This window comes from Enterobacter sp. 6722112, assembly GCF_058661685.1.
In genome coordinates this window covers 894,017-911,296 of record NZ_JBZWGR010000007.1, presented here as the reverse complement: position 1 = coordinate 911,296, position 17,280 = coordinate 894,017, and the positions used below count along the sequence as shown (strand labels likewise).

Here is a 17,280-nt window from a genome sequence, read left to right as displayed (position 1 = left end):
CTAATTGTCACCTCTATAACTACAGGAAGTCAGCAACATGACACATATCTTTTATGAGTTCTCTTCCCTGAAGCCTGGTGTTCCTGATGTGGAAACATTAATGGAAGTCATCAATTCTTCTGAACTCACGCGTTTTGTCATGGGTGCAGAGGTGGTCGATTTTGTTAAGAAGGCGCTCATCGTTAACACCACAATCGGTAGCTTTAAAAACTGCTATTTTGCTTTCGATGATGGAGCGTACTTTCTCGAATTTGACGGCAAGGGTAAATCCAGACGCTTTACTGAGGTGCCGGACTGGTTCGTTTCCCCCGCGGAATTTGCCCGCTCGCAATGGCTGATTAACCATGATCTGGCCGATGTGAAGGCGACGGCGTTTATTGACGTGCTGATGTCCTACCCGCTTAAAGAGCGCCGGGCGCACTGCAATCTGCTGTTTGGTCTGGATCTGCATAAGGTCAATGTGGTTCCGGCGCCTACAGCCCCTGCCGGAAAAATGGGCAATAAAAACGGAAAAACCACCAAGCCTCGCGTCACAGATCTCGGCTCTTTTGAGCTTTTTACCGCGTTCTTTGCGCGTATGAAAACCGCCGTCAATGCTAATGAATTCCCTACCCTACAGGTGCTGACCGGCCAGGAGGATCTTACAAAAGCGCCGCACAGCTTAAAGCAAGGGATCAGAACCTGGTTTAAGGCGATTACCGGCGATCTGCCGCCGAACAACAAACGTGTCGGGGCGGGCAATGCGGTATTGTTCTGCGCTCCCGTTCGCGAGCAGATCCAGCAGATAGAGGCCATCGGCCTGGAAAAATACTATCAGGGCTTATCAAAAGCTATCGCTGACGCCGGGGATGGGTTTATCACTGACTTCAGCTATACCTGGTCTGAAAAGTAACGCTTTGCGCCCCGCATCCCGAACGGGGCGTTTTATTTCTGCCAGTCCGGTTCCCACCTCTTTACAGGGGCGAAATCCTGTTCGTTAGCCGATATACTTACGTTCAACAAATACGCAATTTTTCTCGTTACGGCATGCAAAACAGGAGGTTTTTATGCTCATCGTTGTTCCTGTCCTTATTTTCGTTGCGCTGGTTATCGTGGGCGCAGGCGTCAAAATTGTCCCGCAGGGTTACCAGTGGACCGTCGAACGCTTCGGTCGCTACACCAATACTCTTCAGCCGGGTTTAAGCCTGATCGTCCCGTTCATGGACAGAATTGGGCGTAAGATCAATATGATGGAGCAGGTGCTGGATATCCCTTCCCAGGAAGTCATCTCCAAGGATAACGCCAACGTCACCATCGATGCGGTGTGCTTTATTCAGGTGATTGATGCGCCGAAAGCGGCCTATGAGGTGAGCAACCTGGAGCTGGCGATCGTCAACCTGACCATGACCAACATCCGTACCGTGCTTGGCTCAATGGAGCTGGACGAAATGCTCTCCCAGCGCGACAGCATTAATACCCGCCTGCTGCACATTGTGGATGAAGCCACCAATCCGTGGGGGATCAAAGTGACACGCATTGAGATCCGCGACGTGCGCCCACCGGCAGAGCTGATTGCTTCCATGAACGCGCAGATGAAGGCCGAGCGTACCAAGCGTGCCTATATTCTTGAAGCCGAAGGGGTGCGTCAGGCTGAAATCCTGAAAGCGGAAGGGGAAAAACAGTCGCAGATCCTGAAAGCCGAGGGCGACCGTCAGTCTGCCTTCCTCCAGGCGGAAGCGCGTGAACGTTCGGCAGAAGCGGAAGCCCGCGCGACGCAAATGGTCTCCGAGGCGATTGCCGCCGGGGATATCCAGGCCGTGAACTACTTCGTCGCGCAAAAATATACCGATGCGCTAAAGGAGATCGGCTCCGCGAACAACAGCAAGGTGGTAATGATGCCGCTGGATGCCAGCAGTCTGATGGGATCTATCGCCGGAATTGCCGAGTTGATCAAAGACGGCGGAAACGAGCGTAAAAAATGATTGAGCTCATCGTTGCACATCCTCATGCGTTCTGGCTAAGCCTTGGCGGTTTACTGCTGGCCGCTGAGATGCTTGGCGGCAACGGTTATCTGCTGTGGAGCGGGGTTGCCGCGGTGATTACCGGGCTGGTCGTCTGGCTGCTGCCTGTCGGCTGGGAGTGGCAGGGCGCGCTGTTTGCCGTGCTGACGCTGCTGGCCGCCTGGCTGTGGTGGCGCTGGCTGAACAAACGGGTGAAGGCGCAGAAGCCGGTCGACGCGCACCTCAACCAGCGTGGGCAGCAGATCGTGGGTAGACGCTTTACGCTTGATAACGCGCTGATCAACGGACGCGGTCATATGCGCGTGGGGGACAGTTCGTGGCCGGTGGTGGCCGACGATGACCTCAGCGCCGGCACGCGGGTTGAGGTCATTGCGGTGGAAGGCATTACCCTGCGGGTTAAAGCCTGTTAGGCGTGGGTTTTACGGTGGCAGCAGCCGGAAAGATTGTCGATAATCGGGCACTCGGCGCTGTCATCTCCCGGGCAGGATTCTGCCAGCTGTAACAGTTGCTCACGCATCGCCTGTAATTCGATGATATGGCGTTCGATCTCCGCCACTTTTTCCAGCGTACGTTTTTTCACGTCGGCACTGTGGCGTTTCGGATCGTTAAACAGGTTAACCAGCTCGCCGCACTCTTCAAGGTTAAATCCTACCTGTCTTGCCTGGCGCAGTAACGTCAGTTCATCAAGATGCAGCTGCGTATAGCTGCGGTAGCCGTTTTCACTGCGCAACGGTGGCGTCACCAGCCCTTTTTCCTCATAAAAGCGAATCGCTTTGCTGGTTAAGCCGGTTTTTTTCGCAACATCGCTGATATTCACATTTCCCCCTTGACCTTCCCCTTGATGGAAGGTTTAACCTTCATAACAGTTAGCGAAAAGCAGAGTGAAGGTCAACAATTGACCAGAACATTATACGGGAGTTTTGTTATGTCTCACACTATTGACCTGACACTGGACGGCCTCTCCTGCGGCCACTGTGTCAAACGCGTTAAAGAAAGCCTGGAGCAGCGTCCTGACGTGGAAAGCGCTGAGGTGAGTATCGATCATGCCGCCGTGACCGGCAGCGCCAGCGCCGACGCGCTGATTGATACCATTAAACAGGCCGGTTACGGGGCGGAGTTAAGCCACCCAAAGGCTAAACCGCTGGCAGAGTCATCATCCCCGTCGGAAGCACTGACAGCGGCCACTCCTGAGCTTCCGGTAGCTGATGATATTGATGACAGCCAACAGCTGCTGATCAACGGCATGAGCTGCGCCAGCTGCGTCTCCCGGGTACAAAACGCCTTACAGGCGGTACCGGGCGTCGCACAGGCACGGGTAAACCTGGCGGAGCGTACTGCGCTGGTGATGGGCAGCGCCTCCGCCGCAGAGTTAGTGCAGGCCGTGGAGAAAGCGGGCTACGGGGCGGAGGCCATCGAAGATGATGCCGAGCGCCGCGAGCGCCAGCAGGAAACGGCTGTCGCCACTATGAAGCGTTTCCGCTGGCAGGCGATTGTCGCCCTGCTGGTCGGTATTCCGGTGATGGTGTGGGGCATGATGGGTGACAACATGATGGTCACCGCTGACAACCGCACCCTGTGGCTGGTGATTGGTCTGATTACCCTTGCGGTGATGGTGTTTGCTGGCGGACATTTCTATACCAGCGCCTGGAAGAGCCTGAAAAACCGCACCGCGACGATGGACACGCTGGTCGCGCTCGGTACCGGCGCGGCGTGGCTGTATTCGATGAGCGTGAACGTCTGGCCGCAGTGGTTCCCGATGGAGGCGCGCCATCTCTATTATGAAGCGAGTGCGATGATTATCGGTCTGATTAACTTAGGCCATATGCTCGAAGCCCGCGCGCGTCAGCGCTCGTCGAAAGCGCTGGAAAGATTACTCGATTTAACCCCGCCGACGGCCCGCGTGGTCACGGACGACGGGGAAAAAAGCGTTCCGCTCTCAGAGGTACAGCCGGGAATGACGCTGCGCCTGACCACCGGCGACCGCGTGCCCGTCGACGGTGAAATCACCCAGGGCGATGCCTGGCTGGATGAAGCGATGCTGACCGGCGAGCCGATACCCCAGCAGAAATCTCAGGGCGATGCGGTGCATGCGGGTACGGTGGTACAGGACGGCAGCGTACTGTTCCGCGCCAGCGCGGTCGGGAGCCATACCACGCTGTCACGCATCATTCGCATGGTCCGCCAGGCGCAGAGCAGTAAGCCGGAGATTGGTCAGCTTGCCGATAAAATCTCCGCCATTTTTGTGCCGGTGGTCGTCGGTATTGCCCTGCTGAGCGCGGCGATCTGGTATTTCTTCGGCCCGGCGCCGCAGATTGTCTACACCCTGGTGATCGCCACCACGGTGCTGATCATCGCCTGCCCTTGTGCCCTTGGCCTGGCCACGCCGATGTCGATTATCTCTGGCGTCGGACGCGCCGCCGAATTTGGCGTACTGGTCCGTGATGCTGACGCCCTGCAACGGGCAAGCACGCTGGACACCCTTGTCTTTGATAAAACCGGCACGCTCACCGAGGGCAAACCGCAGGTGGTGGCCGTCAGTACCGTTGGCTGTACGGAGACGGACGCCTTGCGCCTGGCCGCCGCGCTGGAACAAGGTTCCAGCCACCCGCTGGCGCGCGCCATCCTGGAGAAAGCCGGTGATGGCCGTCTGCCGCAGGTCAGCAACTTCCGCACCCTGCGCGGTTTAGGGGTCAGCGGTGAAGCCGAAGGCCATACGCTGCTGCTGGGCAACCAGGCACTGCTGACTGAACACGGCGTTGATACGTCCGCGCTGGACGCAGAGCTAAACGCGCAGGCCTCTCAGGGCGCGACGCCGGTTCTGCTGGCGAGGGATGGTCAGGTGGCGGCGCTGCTGGCCGTGCGCGATCCGTTACGCCAGGACAGCGTAGATGCCTTACAGCGCCTGCACCGCGCGGGCTATCGTCTGGTGATGCTGACCGGGGACAACCCGACCACCGCCAACGCCATTGCGAAAGAAGCCGGTATTGATGAGGTGATCGCGGGCGTGCTGCCGGACGGCAAAGCGGACGCCATCAAGAACCTGCAAAGTCAGGGTCGCCAGGTGGCGATGGTGGGCGACGGCATCAACGACGCCCCGGCGCTGGCGCAGGCTGACGTAGGCATTGCGATGGGCGGCGGGAGCGATGTCGCCATTGAAACCGCGGCGATCACCCTGATGCGCCACAGCCTGATGGGGGTGGCGGATGCGCTGGCGATTTCGAAAGCCACGTTGCGCAACATGAAGCAGAACCTGCTGGGGGCCTTCGTCTATAACTCGCTCGGCATTCCGATTGCCGCCGGGATTTTGTGGCCGCTGACCGGCACCCTGCTGAACCCGGTTGTTGCGGGTGCGGCGATGGCGCTCTCGTCAATTACCGTGGTGAGCAACGCTAACCGCCTGCTGCGGTTTAAACCGAAGGATTGAACCTTGTACCCGTACGCGCTAGCATGAACCTTTCCGATCATGGAGCGCGTATGGGTCTGTTTAATCGTCTAAAAACATCGTTTCGCGCCCTTTTTCCCCGCCGTTATGCCTGGCCCGGTATGGATATTTCGCTTCCGGGCGGGCAGCATCTGCACCTGGTGGGAAGCATTCATATGGGCACGCAGGACATGTCCCCCCTGCCCTCCGGCCTGATTAAACTGCTGAAGCGCGCCGACGCGCTGATCGTCGAAGCCGACATCTCCGGCCATGAATCGCCGTTTGCCGGGCTGGAAAGCGATCGCCCCCTGGCGGAACGTCTTAACGGGACGCAGCTGGCTGAGCTTACCCGTCTTGCGGATGAGACCGGCGTCTCGCTCTCAATGCTCGACACTCTGCCCCTGTGGCAAATTGCCATGGTGCTACAGGCCACCCAGGCGCAGCGCCTGGGGCTGCGCGGCGATTACGGTATCGATTATCAACTGCTGAATGCGGCAAGGGCGCGCAACCTGTCCGTCATTGAACTGGAAGGCACGGACAGCCAGATTGCGCTTCTTCGCCAGCTTCCCGATGACGGCCTGATACTGCTGGATGATACCCTGACCCACTGGCACACCAACGCGCGTCTGCTGCAAACGATGATTGGCTGGTGGCTGGATGCGCCGCCCGCAGACGGTAAGCTGGCGTTACCGTCGACGTTCAGTGAATCGTTGTATGATGTCCTGATGAACGCGCGCAACCAGGCGTGGCGGGAGACGCTATATGCCCTGCCTGCCGGTCGTTATGTTGTCGCGGTTGGCGCGTTGCATTTGTACGGAGAAGGGAATTTGCCGTCGCTGCTGAAATAAAAAAATGGCCAATATTTCTATTGGCCCGTCAAAGAGGAATTTCATCGTTTTTATTATACCGAAGTGACCTTCGGCTGAGCCGATTGTCGCTCAAAGTGACCATCACTGCCAATACTATTGCGCAAGATGGTGCTATTTTTTAGACAAACGTCAGGCGTATGCTGCTGGTATGAATCGTCTGTCGTAAGAAGGATAGCCATGACTCCCGCCGTTAAATTACTCGAAAAAAACAACATTTCTTTCCGGATCCATACCTACGATCACGATCCGAACGAAACCAACTTTGGTGATGAAGTGGTGCGCAAGCTGGGGCTGAACGCGGACCAGGTCTACAAAACGCTGCTGGTCGCGGTGAACGGCGATATGAAGCACCTCGCCGTGGCAGTGACGCCCGTCGCCGGACAGCTTGATCTGAAGAAAGTGGCCAAAGCGCTGGGAGCGAAAAAGGTCGATATGGCTGACCCGATGGTTGCGCAACGCACAACGGGTTATCTGGTCGGCGGGATCAGCCCACTCGGCCAGAAAAAGCGTCTGCCGACGCTGATCGATGCGCCTTCGCAGGAATTTGAGACGATCTATATTTCTGGCGGCAAACGCGGGCTGGATATCGAACTGGCCGCAGGCGATCTGGCGAAAATGCTGGACGCTAAATTTGCAGATATTGCGCGCCGGGATTGAGAAAATTGCCCGGTGGCGCTGCGCTTACCGGGCCTACGATTCAAATGTAGGCCGGGTAAGGCGAAGCCGCCACCCGGCAAAAAAACGCACTACTGCCAGCTCACCTCGCCTTTCGGCTCATACATGTTCACGTCAATCGGTGAATTTTGCTGGATAAACTGCTTCAACACTTCCGCATCAATAAACCCGGTATTTACATAGCCCGGTTTGTTATCGATATGCGGATAGCCGTCGCCGCCGGTGGCGTTAAAGCTTAACGTTGCCAGGCGGTAGGTTTTCGCCGGATCAACCGGTTCGCCTTTGATTTTGAGATCGTTAAGCTTGCCGTCCTTCGCGACGAAGCTGACGTTAGCAAACTGCGGATACGCCCCGGAATCCGGCTTCATCTGCGCCACGGCGGTCAGGTAGTCAATCACCTCCTTCCCGCTCATGTCCGCATAGACCACCACGTTGCCAAACGGCTGCACTTTGAGCACGTCTTTATAGGTGATGTCTCCGCCTTCAATGGAATCACGAATACCGCCGCCGCTCATCACGCCGAAATCCGCATTCGTGCGCGCCATCTGCGCGGCCAGCACCAGACGCCCCATGTTGGTCTGTACAAAGCGGACTTTGCTGCGGTCCCCTTCCAGTCGTCCGTTAAGCGTGCCAATCTTCACGTCCAGCTGCGCTTTCCCTTTGCTCTGGAACGGCGTCAGCAGCGAGAGCATCTGCTGGTTTTCAGCGATCTCTGGCGTGTAGAGTACCCGCTCGCTTTTGCCGTCCGGGTAGGTCACTTTCTTCTTCAGGTTGACCGGGATGAGCTGATAGTGCACCAGCTTCATCTCGCCGTTACGGAATTCGAAATCCGCGCGGCCAACGTATTTACCCCACTCGTGGGCCTGTACAATCCAGATCCCGTTCTGACGATCCGGCGCACACGGCGTGCCGGGCACATAATCTGCCTGCTTTTTATTCTCAGAAGCCATGCAGACCGGATCCTGTGAGTGACCGCCCACAATCATCGCCAGCGAGCCCGCTGGAAGGCTGCGCGCCATCTCCACGTCGCCCGGCGCGTTAGAGCCGTGCTGACCGTTATCGTAATGCCCCATGTGGGTGGTCGCGATAATCACATCCGGTTTTTCATTCTGCTGCAACTCCTGGATCACCAGCTTCGCTTCGTCCGCCGGTTTACGGAATTCGATGTCGGTGAAAAATTCAGGGTTGCCAATTTTGGCCGTATCATCGGTGGTTAAGCCGATGACCGCGATCTTCAGATCCTGACGCTTAAACAGCGCCCACGGTTTAAACAGACGCTCGCCGGTGCTTTTCTGATAAATATTGGCGGAAAGGAACGGGAATTTGGACCACTTCTCTTGCTGGCGCAACACGCTCAGCGGATTATCAAACTCGTGGTTTCCGACCGCCATCGCGTCGTAACCAATTAAATTCATGCCGCGGAAATCAGGCTCGGCATCCTGTAAATCAGATTCCGGCACCCCGGTATTAATATCCCCGCCCGACAGCAGCAGGACGCTGCCGCCCTGGGCCGCGACCTCTTTACGAATGCCGTCCACCAGCGTTTTTTGCGCCGCCAGGCCATATTCACCGTATTCGCTGCGCCAGAAATGGCCGTGATGATCGTTAGTATGCAGAATGGTAATTTTATAGGTTTTATCTTTTTCATACGCCTGCGCGGGCAGGCTTGTCAGCCCCCATGCGGCGATGAGCGCCAGCGCGACGCCACGCTTCATTAACTTCATTTTCTCTCTCCCTGACCCATAGACAAACGCAAAAATTACAGTGACTCACAAGAATAGACAAATAAGTTTTCAGAATTGCGACTTTCTTCAAATGTCACGGACGGGTATGTTAGTCGGATAATAATTACTCCCTGCATCTCTAATAACAAATCGACGTGGTATTTATGGCAATCAGTGAATCAACCCAGCCCGTCCAGGGCGCTCCGGCGTCGCCGCCGAAATCGCGCACTTCCTTTAAAGTATTAGGCGCAATCAGTCTCTCTCATCTGCTCAACGACATGATCCAGTCGCTGATTCTGGCGATCTACCCGCTGTTGCAGTCTGAGTTCTCATTAACCTTCGTGCAGATCGGGATGATCACCCTGACCTTCCAGCTGGCCTCTTCGCTGCTACAGCCGGTGGTGGGCTACTGGACGGACAAATACCCGATGCCATGGTCGCTGCCCATTGGCATGTGCTTCACCCTGAGCGGGCTGGTGCTGCTGGCCATGGCGGGCAGCTTTGAGGCGGTACTGGTTGCCGCGGCGCTGGTGGGAACCGGTTCATCGGTGTTCCATCCGGAATCGTCCCGCGTGGCACGTATGGCCTCAGGCGGACGTCACGGGCTGGCGCAGTCTCTGTTCCAGGTGGGGGGTAACTTTGGTAGCTCCCTCGGTCCTCTGCTGGCGGCGGTAATTATCGCGCCTTACGGCAAAGGCAACGTGGCGTGGTTTGTGCTGGCCGCGCTGCTGGCGATTGTCGTCCTGGCGCAAATCAGCCGCTGGTATGCCGCGCAGCATCGCGTAAATAAGGGAAAACCTGCCGCGAAGATAACCAATCCCCTTCCGCGCAATAAGGTTATCCTTGCCGTCAGCGTGCTGCTGGTGCTGATTTTCTCGAAATATTTCTATATGGCGAGCATTAGCAGCTATTACACCTTCTATCTGATGCAAAAATTCAGATTATCAGTACAAAACGCCCAGTTCCACCTCTTTGCCTTCCTGTTTGCGGTGGCGGCAGGCACGGTGATAGGCGGCCCTGTGGGGGATAAAATTGGACGTAAATATGTCATTTGGGGCTCTATCCTCGGCGTCGCGCCGTTTACGCTTGTTTTACCGTACGCAACGCTGGAATGGACCGGAATATTGACGGTGATTATTGGTTTTATTCTCGCATCGGCATTTTCAGCCATCCTGGTCTACGCGCAGGAGCTGCTGCCGGGACGTATCGGTATGGTTTCCGGCCTCTTTTTCGGTTTTGCCTTTGGCATGGGCGGCCTTGGCGCTGCCGTGTTGGGGATGGTTGCAGACCACACCAGCATCTTCCTGGTCTATAAAATCTGCGCTTTCCTGCCACTTCTGGGGATGTTGACCATATTCCTGCCTGACAATCGTCATAAAGCGTGACTTCACGGCTGCCAAAGTTAAACTTTGGCAGCCGGATAACCTGATGCCATAAGGCTTTCCTCTCCCTCCCCTCAGCAAATTTATCAAAATCTGCCTTTTTTCATGCTTATTGCCTTTTTATTGTGATTTCAACAATTATTCATAAACATAAGCGTAAAAATTGTCATAAACTATTAATCGGCTTTTTGGTATTTGCACCAAAAATGGATCACCCATCGCGAAAGGAGACGGAATGCACCACGCCACACCGCTTATCACCACCATTGTTGGTGGACTTGTGCTCGCTTTTATTCTCGGCATGATTGCCAATAAATTGCGTATTTCGCCCCTGGTAGGCTATTTACTGGCGGGCGTGCTGGCAGGGCCCTTTACGCCGGGTTTTGTCGCTGATACCAAACTGGCGCCTGAGCTGGCGGAATTGGGCGTGATCCTGCTGATGTTTGGCGTCGGACTGCATTTTTCCCTGAAGGATCTGATGGCGGTAAAGTCGATCGCCATACCGGGAGCGATCGCCCAGATAGGGGTGGCGACGCTGCTGGGCATGGCGCTTTCGGCGGTGCTGGGCTGGTCAATCATGACCGGTATCGTATTTGGGCTGTGTCTTTCAACCGCCAGTACCGTGGTGCTGCTGCGCGCGCTTGAAGAGAGACAGCTGATAGACAGCCAGCGCGGGCAAATCGCGATTGGCTGGCTGATTGTTGAAGATCTGGTGATGGTGTTGACGCTGGTACTGCTGCCCGCCGTCGCCGGGATGATGGAAAAAGAGAATATCGGCTTCGCCTCGCTGGCGCTGGATATGAGCATTACCATCGGTAAGGTTGTGGCGTTTATCGCCATCATGATGCTGGTGGGCCGCCGTCTGGTGCCGTGGATCATGTCCCGCAGCGCCGCCACGGGCTCGCGTGAACTGTTCACGCTTTCGGTCCTTGCGCTGGCGCTGGGCATTGCCTTTGGCGCCGTCGAGCTGTTTGACGTCTCCTTTGCGCTGGGCGCGTTCTTCGCCGGGATGGTGCTGAACGAGTCCGAGCTGAGCCACCGCGCCGCGCACGATACCCTGCCGCTACGTGATGCATTCGCAGTGCTGTTCTTCGTCTCCGTCGGGATGCTGTTCGACCCGCTGATCCTCATTCAGCAGCCGCTGGCCGTGCTGGGTACGCTGGCAATCATCATCTTTGGTAAGTCCGTTGCCGCCTTCTTCCTGGTACGGATGTTCGGCCATTCGCCGCGCACGGCGCTGACCATCGCCGCCAGCCTGGCGCAGATTGGCGAGTTCGCCTTTATTCTGGCCGGTCTGGGGATGGCCCTGAACCTGCTGCCACAGGCGGGGCAAAATCTGGTGCTCGCGGGGGCGATCCTCTCCATCATGCTAAACCCGGTATTGTTTGCCCTGCTGGAAAAATATCTCGAGAAGACCGAAACCCTCGAAGAGCAAACCCTGGAAGAGGCGATTGAGGAGGAGAAACAGATCCCGGTGGATATCTGCAACCACGCGCTGCTGGTCGGTTTTGGCCGCGTCGGCAGCCTGCTCGGTGAGAAGCTGATGGCCCAGGGCATTCCGCTGGTGGTGATTGAGACGTCACGCACCCGCGTCGACGAGCTTCGCGAGCGCGGCATCCGCGCGGTGCTGGGCAACGCGGCTAACGAAGAGATTATGAATCTGGCGCATCTGGACTGCGCCCGCTGGCTGTTACTCACTATCCCGAACGGTTACGAGGCTGGCGAGATTGTCGCCACAGCCCGTGAAAAATGCCCGCATATCGAAATCATTGCCCGCGCCCATTATGATGACGAAGTGGAGTACATCACCGAGCGCGGCGCGAACCAGGTGGTGATGGGTGAGCGTGAGATTGCGAATACGATGCTGACAATGCTGACGAAACCGCCGGTTGAAGAGGCGGTGACGGGTTAAGTTTTGTGCGGCCTGATGCCCTCACCCTGGCCCTCTCCCACAGGGAGAGGGAACAAACACTAAAAACGGCAACCACAGGTTGCCGTTTTGCTTTTACCTGTCCCAATACGCCTCTTCGAGGCTGTCTTCCCGTTCCGGCAGCCCCCGCGTTAAGCGCGGTGAATGCTGGTTCAGCACCTGATAACTCACGCGGTTCGCGTACTTGCACACCTGCGCCAGCGAGGAGTAGGTCAGCCAGTTGAAGGTGTGCTTGCTGGAATTCGGCACATTGGTTTTGTGGTAGGCGTTGGCGGTGATGTCGTGCAGCAGCGCGGCCAGCGCGCCGTCGCCCGCGCCGTTGGTGTTCATGATCTTCTCGGGGCCACCCATATACGGTGCGATGTGGGAGAAGATACGCAGCGGGTTGATGCAGTCTTTATGACGCATGGCGCGGCTGAACTCGTACTGGTTAAATTCGGCGATTGCGCCCGGCAGCAGCGGGTGCTGGGTTTTCCGCTTGCTCTCTTCTTCCGTGAAGCCCGCCATATACAGCCCGACCGGCCCGGCGGTGCAGAGCACCAGATCTACCCAGTCCAGCGCCTTATCAGACGCCAGCAGCGGATCGCTTTCGCCGGTCAGCGCTTCGGCTTCTTCTTCATTCATCGCCAGAATCGAGACGTGTTCTTTCAGGAAGGCCTGCCACCACTCCGGGTTGTCGGCAATGACGAATTTGGTGCCCAGCGTCAGAACCACAGGCACGTTGTATTTCTTCGCGTACTCAATTGCCTTCATGGTTGCGTCCGGCATTGGTTCGCCCGGCTTGCAGCGCACCAGATAGGAGGTCAGTACCAGCGCAGACGCGCCCGCGATCACCTCTTCCGGGATACTTTCAGCGCGCAGCTTGTTCATATGGCCGGGGCTGATGGCAAAGGTACGCTCGCCGGAATCGCTTATCAGCGTAAAGCAGCGGCCAATCGGCCCGTCAACGCCCTGCAAATAGTTCAGATCGGTGCGGCTGGAGGTATTGCACAGGTAGCGGTAGGCATAGCCACCGATTTCGATATTGCTGCACATCACGCCAAGCAGCACCGAGCGGTCGTCTGCCAGTACGGAGTAGTTGTGCATGGTGTTGCCGATGGTGCCGCCGGCAAACTGGTGGGTGATAAGATTTTCGCGCACCAGCTCCTGATACAGCGCTTCAGCAACGTCATCCTCAATCACCAGCGAGTGCCCGGCGCTCAGACCGTAACGTGCGACAAACGCATCATCCACTTTGGCTTCAATGTCCACCAGCGTCTGATCGATACCGACCACCCAGGCAGCGCTGGTTTCGCTTTCCTGCTGAATTTGCTGTAACAGCGGATCGCGGGCATCGACGGGGAAATAGTGTTTGGACTTACGTTTACCGGGAAATTTCATGGTCTGAACTGTGCAAAGAATACGAGCCGGGAATGGTAGCACAAACCCGGCCCGTAACGCGATCAGCGGCGGGTGGTGACCAGTGAGACCATCATGTCGATGTGTTCAGGGGAGTCGTTAAGCGCAGGAATGTATTCGTATTTCGTTCCGCCCGCCTCCATAAAGAACTCTTTGTTCTGGACGGCAATCTCTTCCAGCGTTTCCAGACAGTCCGCCGAGAAGCCCGGCGACATCACCTGAATGTGCTTCACGCCCTTCTCGCCCAGCATTTTAAGCGTTTCATCGGTATACGGGGTCAGCCACGGTTCACGGCCGAAGCGCGACTGGAAGGTCATCATCACCTTCTCAGGCGGCAGGCCGAGGGCGGAGACCAGCTCGCGGGTGGTATCGCGGCAACGCTGGGGGTAATCATCCCCTTCGTTCGCGAAACGCTGCGGAATACCGTGATAGGAGAGCAGCAGCAGATCCGGCTCGCCGTGTTTTTCAAACGACGCGCGCGCGCTGCTGGCAAGCGCCTGAATGTACAGCTCGTTATCGGCGTAGTCGCGGATAAAGGTGATGCCCGGTATACGGCGGCGGGTCGCCAGAATGCGCGCCAGTTCGTCCCAGACGGCAGCCACCGTGGAGCACGAATACTGCGGATAAAGGGCCAGCACCACAATGTGTTCAACGCCCTGCGCCAGCAGAGAGTCGACGGCGCTTTCCAGGGACGGCTTACCGTAGCTCATGCCGAGCGCAACGGGCATGTCCGGCAGGCGGGCGGCCAGCGCCTTCTCCTGACGACGGCTGTACACCATCAGCGGCGAGCCCTCTTCCATCCACACGGACTGATAGAGCTTTGCCACACGCGGGGAACGAATCGGCAGAATGACGCCACGCAGCAGTGGCCACCACAGCAGTCTTGGGGTATCCACGACGCGCGTGTCGCTTAAAAATTGTCGCAGGTAGCGTTTGACCGCCGCTGGAGTAGGTGCTTCTGGGGTGCCCAGATTGGCAAGCAGGATGCCGGTTTTCGCCTGACTCATTCACGCCTCTTAACCATTTGATAGGCTGTCAATTGTAGCGGAAATGCGTTTAAACGAAACCCATTGCTGTAATAGGTAAGATGAGAATTTTTCTCACCCGGGGCTCCGGGTGAGAGAGGTGCGCTTAGCCGAGGATTTTTTCCAGCTCTGCACGTACGTCAGCCACGGCTTTGGTGCCGTCCACTTTCGCGTATTTGGTGTTACCCGCCTGCGCTTCTTTGGTGTAGTAGCCGATCAGCGGTGCGGTCATCTGATGGTATTCCACCAGGCGTTTACGCACGGTCTCTTCCTGATCGTCTTTACGGGTGGTCAGCTCTTCGCCGGTCACGTCGTCTTTGCCTTCAACCTTAGGTGGGTTGAATTTGATGTGGTAAACGCGGCCAGAAGCAGCGTGTACGCGACGGCCAACGATACGGTCAACGATCAGCTCGTCTGGTACGTCGAACTCCAGCACGTAATCCACGTTGATGCCCGCTTCTTTCATGGCGTCAGCCTGAGGAATGGTGCGCGGGAAGCCGTCCAGCAGGAAACCGTTACGGCAGTCTTCCTGAGCAATGCGCTCTTTAACCAGCGCGATAACCAGTTCGTCGGTCACCAGTTTGCCTGCGTCCATGATGTCTTTCGCTTGTTTACCCAGCTCGGAGCCAGATTTAACAGCGGCGCGCAGCATGTCACCGGTGGAGATTTGCGGAATACCGTATTTCTCCATGATGAACTGAGCCTGAGTTCCTTTACCCGCGCCCGGAGCGCCAAGCAGAATAATACGCATTGCGAAAATCCCCTCAAAAGTCGATTCAATTTTTCAAAAAGCGCTAAACAATACCACCAGAACGGGTATGGCTCAAGGAAGGCGGGAAGGCTGAAACGGTTAACGGGGGGAGATAATTTGGCTTCGTGCGGTCTGGTGCCCTCACCCTAACCCTCTCCCTGTGGGAGAGGGAACTCTTTCACCCTCTCCCACAGGGAGAGGGCCGGGGTGAGGGAAGATTACGCCAGCAGCAGCGCATTCACACGTTTAATGAACAGGTTAGGATCTTCCAGCGTACCGCGCTCGGCCAGCAGGGACTGATCCAGCAGCAGTTCAACCCACTCCGCAAAGCGGGCGTCGTCCTGGGTATCCGCCGCGCGTTTCACCAGCGGGTGATCCGGATTAAGCTCAAAGATATATTTCACATCCGGCACGGCCTGGCCCGCCGCAGCGAACAGTTTCGCCATCTGGGTGCTCATTTCGTCCGCATCGGTGGTGACAATGGCTGGCGTATCGGTCAGACGGTGCGTGAAGCGCACCTCTTTCACGCGGTCGCCCAGCAGCGTTTTAACGCGCTTAACGAACGGCTCCAGCGCCTTCTCGGCTTCTTTCGCGCTGTCGTCCACTTCATCCGCCAGCTTATCGATAGACTCGTCGGCTTTGGCAACGGACTGGAAGGATTTACCGTCGAACTCGGTCAGGTAGTTCATCATCCACTCGTCGATGCGGTCAGACAGCAGCAGCACTTCGATGCCTTTCTTACGCAGTAGTTCCAGATGCGGGCTGCTCTTCGCTGCCGCATAGCTGTCGGCGGTGATGTAGTAGATCTTCTCCTGCCCTTCTTTCATGCGGGAGACGTACTCTTCCAGCGACACGGTCTGGGCGGAGGAGTCGTTGTGCGTAGAGGCGAAGCGCAGCAGTTTAGCGATAGCTTCCACGTTCGCAGTATCTTCCGCCGGACCTTCTTTCAGCACCAGGCCAAACTGTTTCCAGAAGGTCTGGTATTTTTCCGCATCGTCCTTCGCCAGTTTTTCCAGCATCTGCAACGCACGTTTGGTCAGGGCGTTGCGCAGGTTACGGGTGACGGTGCTGTCCTGAAGAATTTCACGGGAGACGTTCAGCGGCAGATCGTTGGAGTCTATCAGGCCACGCACAAAGCGCAGGTAGTTCGGCATGAACTGCTCGGCGTCGTCCATGATGAAGACGCGCTGCACGTACAGCTTCAGGCCGTGCTTGTGATCGCGGTTCCACATGTCCCACGGCGCCTGCGCCGGAATGTACAGCAGGCTGGTGTACTCCTGTTTCCCTTCCACACGGTTGTGGCTCCAGGTCAGCGGATCGGTGAAGTCGTGGGCGATGTGCTTGTAAAACTCGTTGTACTCGTCGTCTTTAATTTCAGCTTTATTACGCGTCCACAGCGCCTGCGCCTTGTTGATTTTTTCCCAGGAAACCACGGTTTCGCCGTCTTTCTCTTCCTGTTTTTCAATCTCAACCGGCAGCGCGATGTGGTCGGAATATTTGCTGATGATGGAGCGTACGCGCCAGTCGTTCAGGAAATCGTCTTCGCCTTCACGCAGGTGCAGGGTGATTTCGGTGCCGCGATCCGCTTTGGTGATGTCATCAACGGTGTACTCGCCTTCACCTTTAGACTCCCACAGCACGCCGTTCTCGGCGCTGTCGCCCGCGGCGCGGGTGCGCACGGTGACTTTATCCGCCACGATGAACGCCGAGTAGAAGCCCACGCCAAACTGACCGATCAGCTGGCTGTCTTTCGCCTGGTCAGAGCCCATGGACTCCAGAAACGCTTTGGTGCCGGATTTGGCGATGGTCCCGAGGTGGTCGATCACCTCGTCACGGTTCATCCCGATGCCGTTATCGGCGATGGTCAGGGTGCGGTTCTCTTTATTGAACGAGACGCGCACGCGCAGTTCGCCGTCGCCTTCATACAGATCCGGGTTAGACAGCGCGCGGAAGCGCAGCTTGTCCGCCGCATCGGAGGCGTTGGAAATCAGCTCACGCAGGAAAATTTCTTTGTTGGAATACAGGGAATGGATCATCAGGTGCAGAAGCTGTTTTACTTCTGACTGGAAACCACGGGTTTCTTGTCCTTTCATCTAAGTCGACCT

General features: G+C 56.9%; 14 protein-coding genes. 8 read left to right on the top strand and 6 right to left on the bottom strand.

Going from position 1 to position 17,280, the window contains the following annotated elements; translation table 11 throughout:
• Positions 1-37: 37 nt before the first annotated feature.
• The 3 genes from AC4OVU_RS05840 to AC4OVU_RS05830 all read left to right on the top strand — a co-directional run bounded on the left by AC4OVU_RS05840 (position 38) and on the right by AC4OVU_RS05830 (position 2,410).
• Positions 38-892, top strand: coding sequence for a hypothetical protein (locus AC4OVU_RS05840; RefSeq protein ID WP_015571236.1), 855 nt, complete (start codon positions 38-40; stop codon positions 890-892).
• A gap of 154 nt (positions 893-1,046) precedes the next feature.
• Complete coding sequence (locus AC4OVU_RS05835; protein ID WP_003858941.1) at positions 1,047-1,961, top strand: SPFH domain-containing protein; 915 nt, start codon at positions 1,047-1,049, stop codon at positions 1,959-1,961.
• Entirely contained in the window at positions 1,958-2,410 is a 453-nt protein-coding gene (locus tag AC4OVU_RS05830; RefSeq protein WP_015571238.1) for an NfeD family protein, read from the top strand. The genes AC4OVU_RS05835 and AC4OVU_RS05830 overlap by 4 nt, the downstream gene beginning before the upstream one ends.
• Here AC4OVU_RS05830 and cueR read toward each other — a convergent pair.
• A complete protein-coding gene (gene cueR / locus AC4OVU_RS05825) occupies positions 2,407-2,817 on the bottom strand; it encodes a Cu(I)-responsive transcriptional regulator (RefSeq protein WP_017383222.1) in 411 nt (136 codons plus the stop codon). The two genes, AC4OVU_RS05830 and cueR, sit on opposite strands and share 4 nt — an antisense overlap.
• Before the next feature lie 108 nt (positions 2,818-2,925).
• On the opposite strand from cueR, the gene copA reads away from it, so the two are divergent.
• The 3 genes from copA to ybaK all read left to right on the top strand — a co-directional run bounded on the left by copA (position 2,926) and on the right by ybaK (position 6,947).
• Positions 2,926-5,424 (top strand): copper-exporting P-type ATPase CopA, encoded by a 2,499-nt coding sequence (copA, locus tag AC4OVU_RS05820; RefSeq protein ID WP_017694389.1) that lies wholly within the window; start codon positions 2,926-2,928, stop codon positions 5,422-5,424.
• A gap of 50 nt (positions 5,425-5,474) precedes the next feature.
• Entirely contained in the window at positions 5,475-6,269 is a 795-nt protein-coding gene (locus AC4OVU_RS05815) for a TraB/GumN family protein (RefSeq protein ID WP_110292629.1), read from the top strand.
• A 198-nt stretch (positions 6,270-6,467) separates the two neighbouring features.
• Positions 6,468-6,947: a Cys-tRNA(Pro)/Cys-tRNA(Cys) deacylase YbaK gene (gene ybaK, locus AC4OVU_RS05810; RefSeq protein ID WP_021241623.1), complete on the top strand. Its 480-nt coding sequence runs from the start codon at positions 6,468-6,470 to the stop codon at positions 6,945-6,947.
• 89 nt (positions 6,948-7,036) lie between these two features.
• Here the strand turns inward: ybaK and ushA are convergent, their stop codons facing one another.
• A complete protein-coding gene (gene ushA, locus AC4OVU_RS05805) occupies positions 7,037-8,689 on the bottom strand; it encodes a bifunctional UDP-sugar hydrolase/5'-nucleotidase UshA (protein WP_017383219.1) in 1,653 nt (550 codons plus the stop codon).
• A 164-nt stretch (positions 8,690-8,853) separates the two neighbouring features.
• Here ushA and AC4OVU_RS05800 point away from each other — a divergent pair, with 164 nt between their 5' ends.
• Entirely contained in the window at positions 8,854-10,074 is a 1,221-nt protein-coding gene (locus tag AC4OVU_RS05800; RefSeq protein ID WP_110292628.1) for an MFS transporter, read from the top strand.
• Between the two features lie 232 nt (positions 10,075-10,306).
• Positions 10,307-11,983 carry a YbaL family putative K(+) efflux transporter gene (gene ybaL / locus AC4OVU_RS05795; RefSeq protein ID WP_017383218.1) on the top strand — a complete coding sequence of 559 codons (1,677 nt, stop codon included), beginning with the start codon at positions 10,307-10,309 and terminating at the stop codon, positions 11,981-11,983.
• 93 nt (positions 11,984-12,076) lie between these two features.
• On the opposite strand, the gene AC4OVU_RS05790 is transcribed toward ybaL, so the two are convergent.
• The 4 genes from AC4OVU_RS05790 to htpG all read right to left on the bottom strand — a co-directional run bounded on the left by AC4OVU_RS05790 (position 12,077) and on the right by htpG (position 17,268).
• The gene (locus tag AC4OVU_RS05790; RefSeq protein WP_032104066.1) at positions 12,077-13,381 is read right to left on the bottom strand and encodes an inosine/guanosine kinase; all 1,305 of its coding nucleotides are present in this window, start codon (positions 13,379-13,381) and stop codon (positions 12,077-12,079) included.
• Between the two features lie 62 nt (positions 13,382-13,443).
• Positions 13,444-14,406 (bottom strand): ferrochelatase, encoded by a 963-nt coding sequence (gene hemH / locus AC4OVU_RS05785; protein ID WP_017383216.1) that lies wholly within the window; start codon positions 14,404-14,406, stop codon positions 13,444-13,446.
• A 124-nt stretch (positions 14,407-14,530) separates the two neighbouring features.
• Positions 14,531-15,175, bottom strand: coding sequence for an adenylate kinase (gene adk, locus AC4OVU_RS05780; RefSeq protein ID WP_006809841.1), 645 nt, complete (start codon positions 15,173-15,175; stop codon positions 14,531-14,533).
• A 218-nt stretch (positions 15,176-15,393) separates the two neighbouring features.
• Positions 15,394-17,268 (bottom strand): molecular chaperone HtpG, encoded by a 1,875-nt coding sequence (gene htpG / locus AC4OVU_RS05775; RefSeq protein WP_110292627.1) that lies wholly within the window; start codon positions 17,266-17,268, stop codon positions 15,394-15,396.
• Positions 17,269-17,280 lie beyond the last annotated feature (12 nt).

Excerpts from the sequence above, each read along its gene's own strand:
- ushA (WP_017383219.1), bottom strand. The coding sequence starts at position 8,689 with ATGAAGTTAATGAAGCGTGGCGTCGCGCTGGCGCTCATCGCCGCATGG.
- AC4OVU_RS05835 (WP_003858941.1), top strand. The coding sequence starts at position 1,047 with ATGCTCATCGTTGTTCCTGTCCTTATTTTCGTTGCGCTGGTTATCGTG.
- AC4OVU_RS05815 (WP_110292629.1), top strand. The coding sequence starts at position 5,475 with ATGGGTCTGTTTAATCGTCTAAAAACATCGTTTCGCGCCCTTTTTCCC.
- AC4OVU_RS05800 (WP_110292628.1), top strand. The coding sequence starts at position 8,854 with ATGGCAATCAGTGAATCAACCCAGCCCGTCCAGGGCGCTCCGGCGTCG.
- AC4OVU_RS05790 (WP_032104066.1), bottom strand. The coding sequence starts at position 13,381 with ATGAAATTTCCCGGTAAACGTAAGTCCAAACACTATTTCCCCGTCGAT.
- htpG (WP_110292627.1), bottom strand. The coding sequence starts at position 17,268 with ATGAAAGGACAAGAAACCCGTGGTTTCCAGTCAGAAGTAAAACAGCTT.
- AC4OVU_RS05830 (WP_015571238.1), top strand. The coding sequence starts at position 1,958 with ATGATTGAGCTCATCGTTGCACATCCTCATGCGTTCTGGCTAAGCCTT.
- adk (WP_006809841.1), bottom strand. The coding sequence starts at position 15,175 with ATGCGTATTATTCTGCTTGGCGCTCCGGGCGCGGGTAAAGGAACTCAG.
- ybaK (WP_021241623.1), top strand. The coding sequence starts at position 6,468 with ATGACTCCCGCCGTTAAATTACTCGAAAAAAACAACATTTCTTTCCGG.
- copA (WP_017694389.1), top strand. The coding sequence starts at position 2,926 with ATGTCTCACACTATTGACCTGACACTGGACGGCCTCTCCTGCGGCCAC.
- ybaL (WP_017383218.1), top strand. The coding sequence starts at position 10,307 with ATGCACCACGCCACACCGCTTATCACCACCATTGTTGGTGGACTTGTG.
- hemH (WP_017383216.1), bottom strand. The coding sequence starts at position 14,406 with ATGAGTCAGGCGAAAACCGGCATCCTGCTTGCCAATCTGGGCACCCCA.
- AC4OVU_RS05840 (WP_015571236.1), top strand. The coding sequence starts at position 38 with ATGACACATATCTTTTATGAGTTCTCTTCCCTGAAGCCTGGTGTTCCT.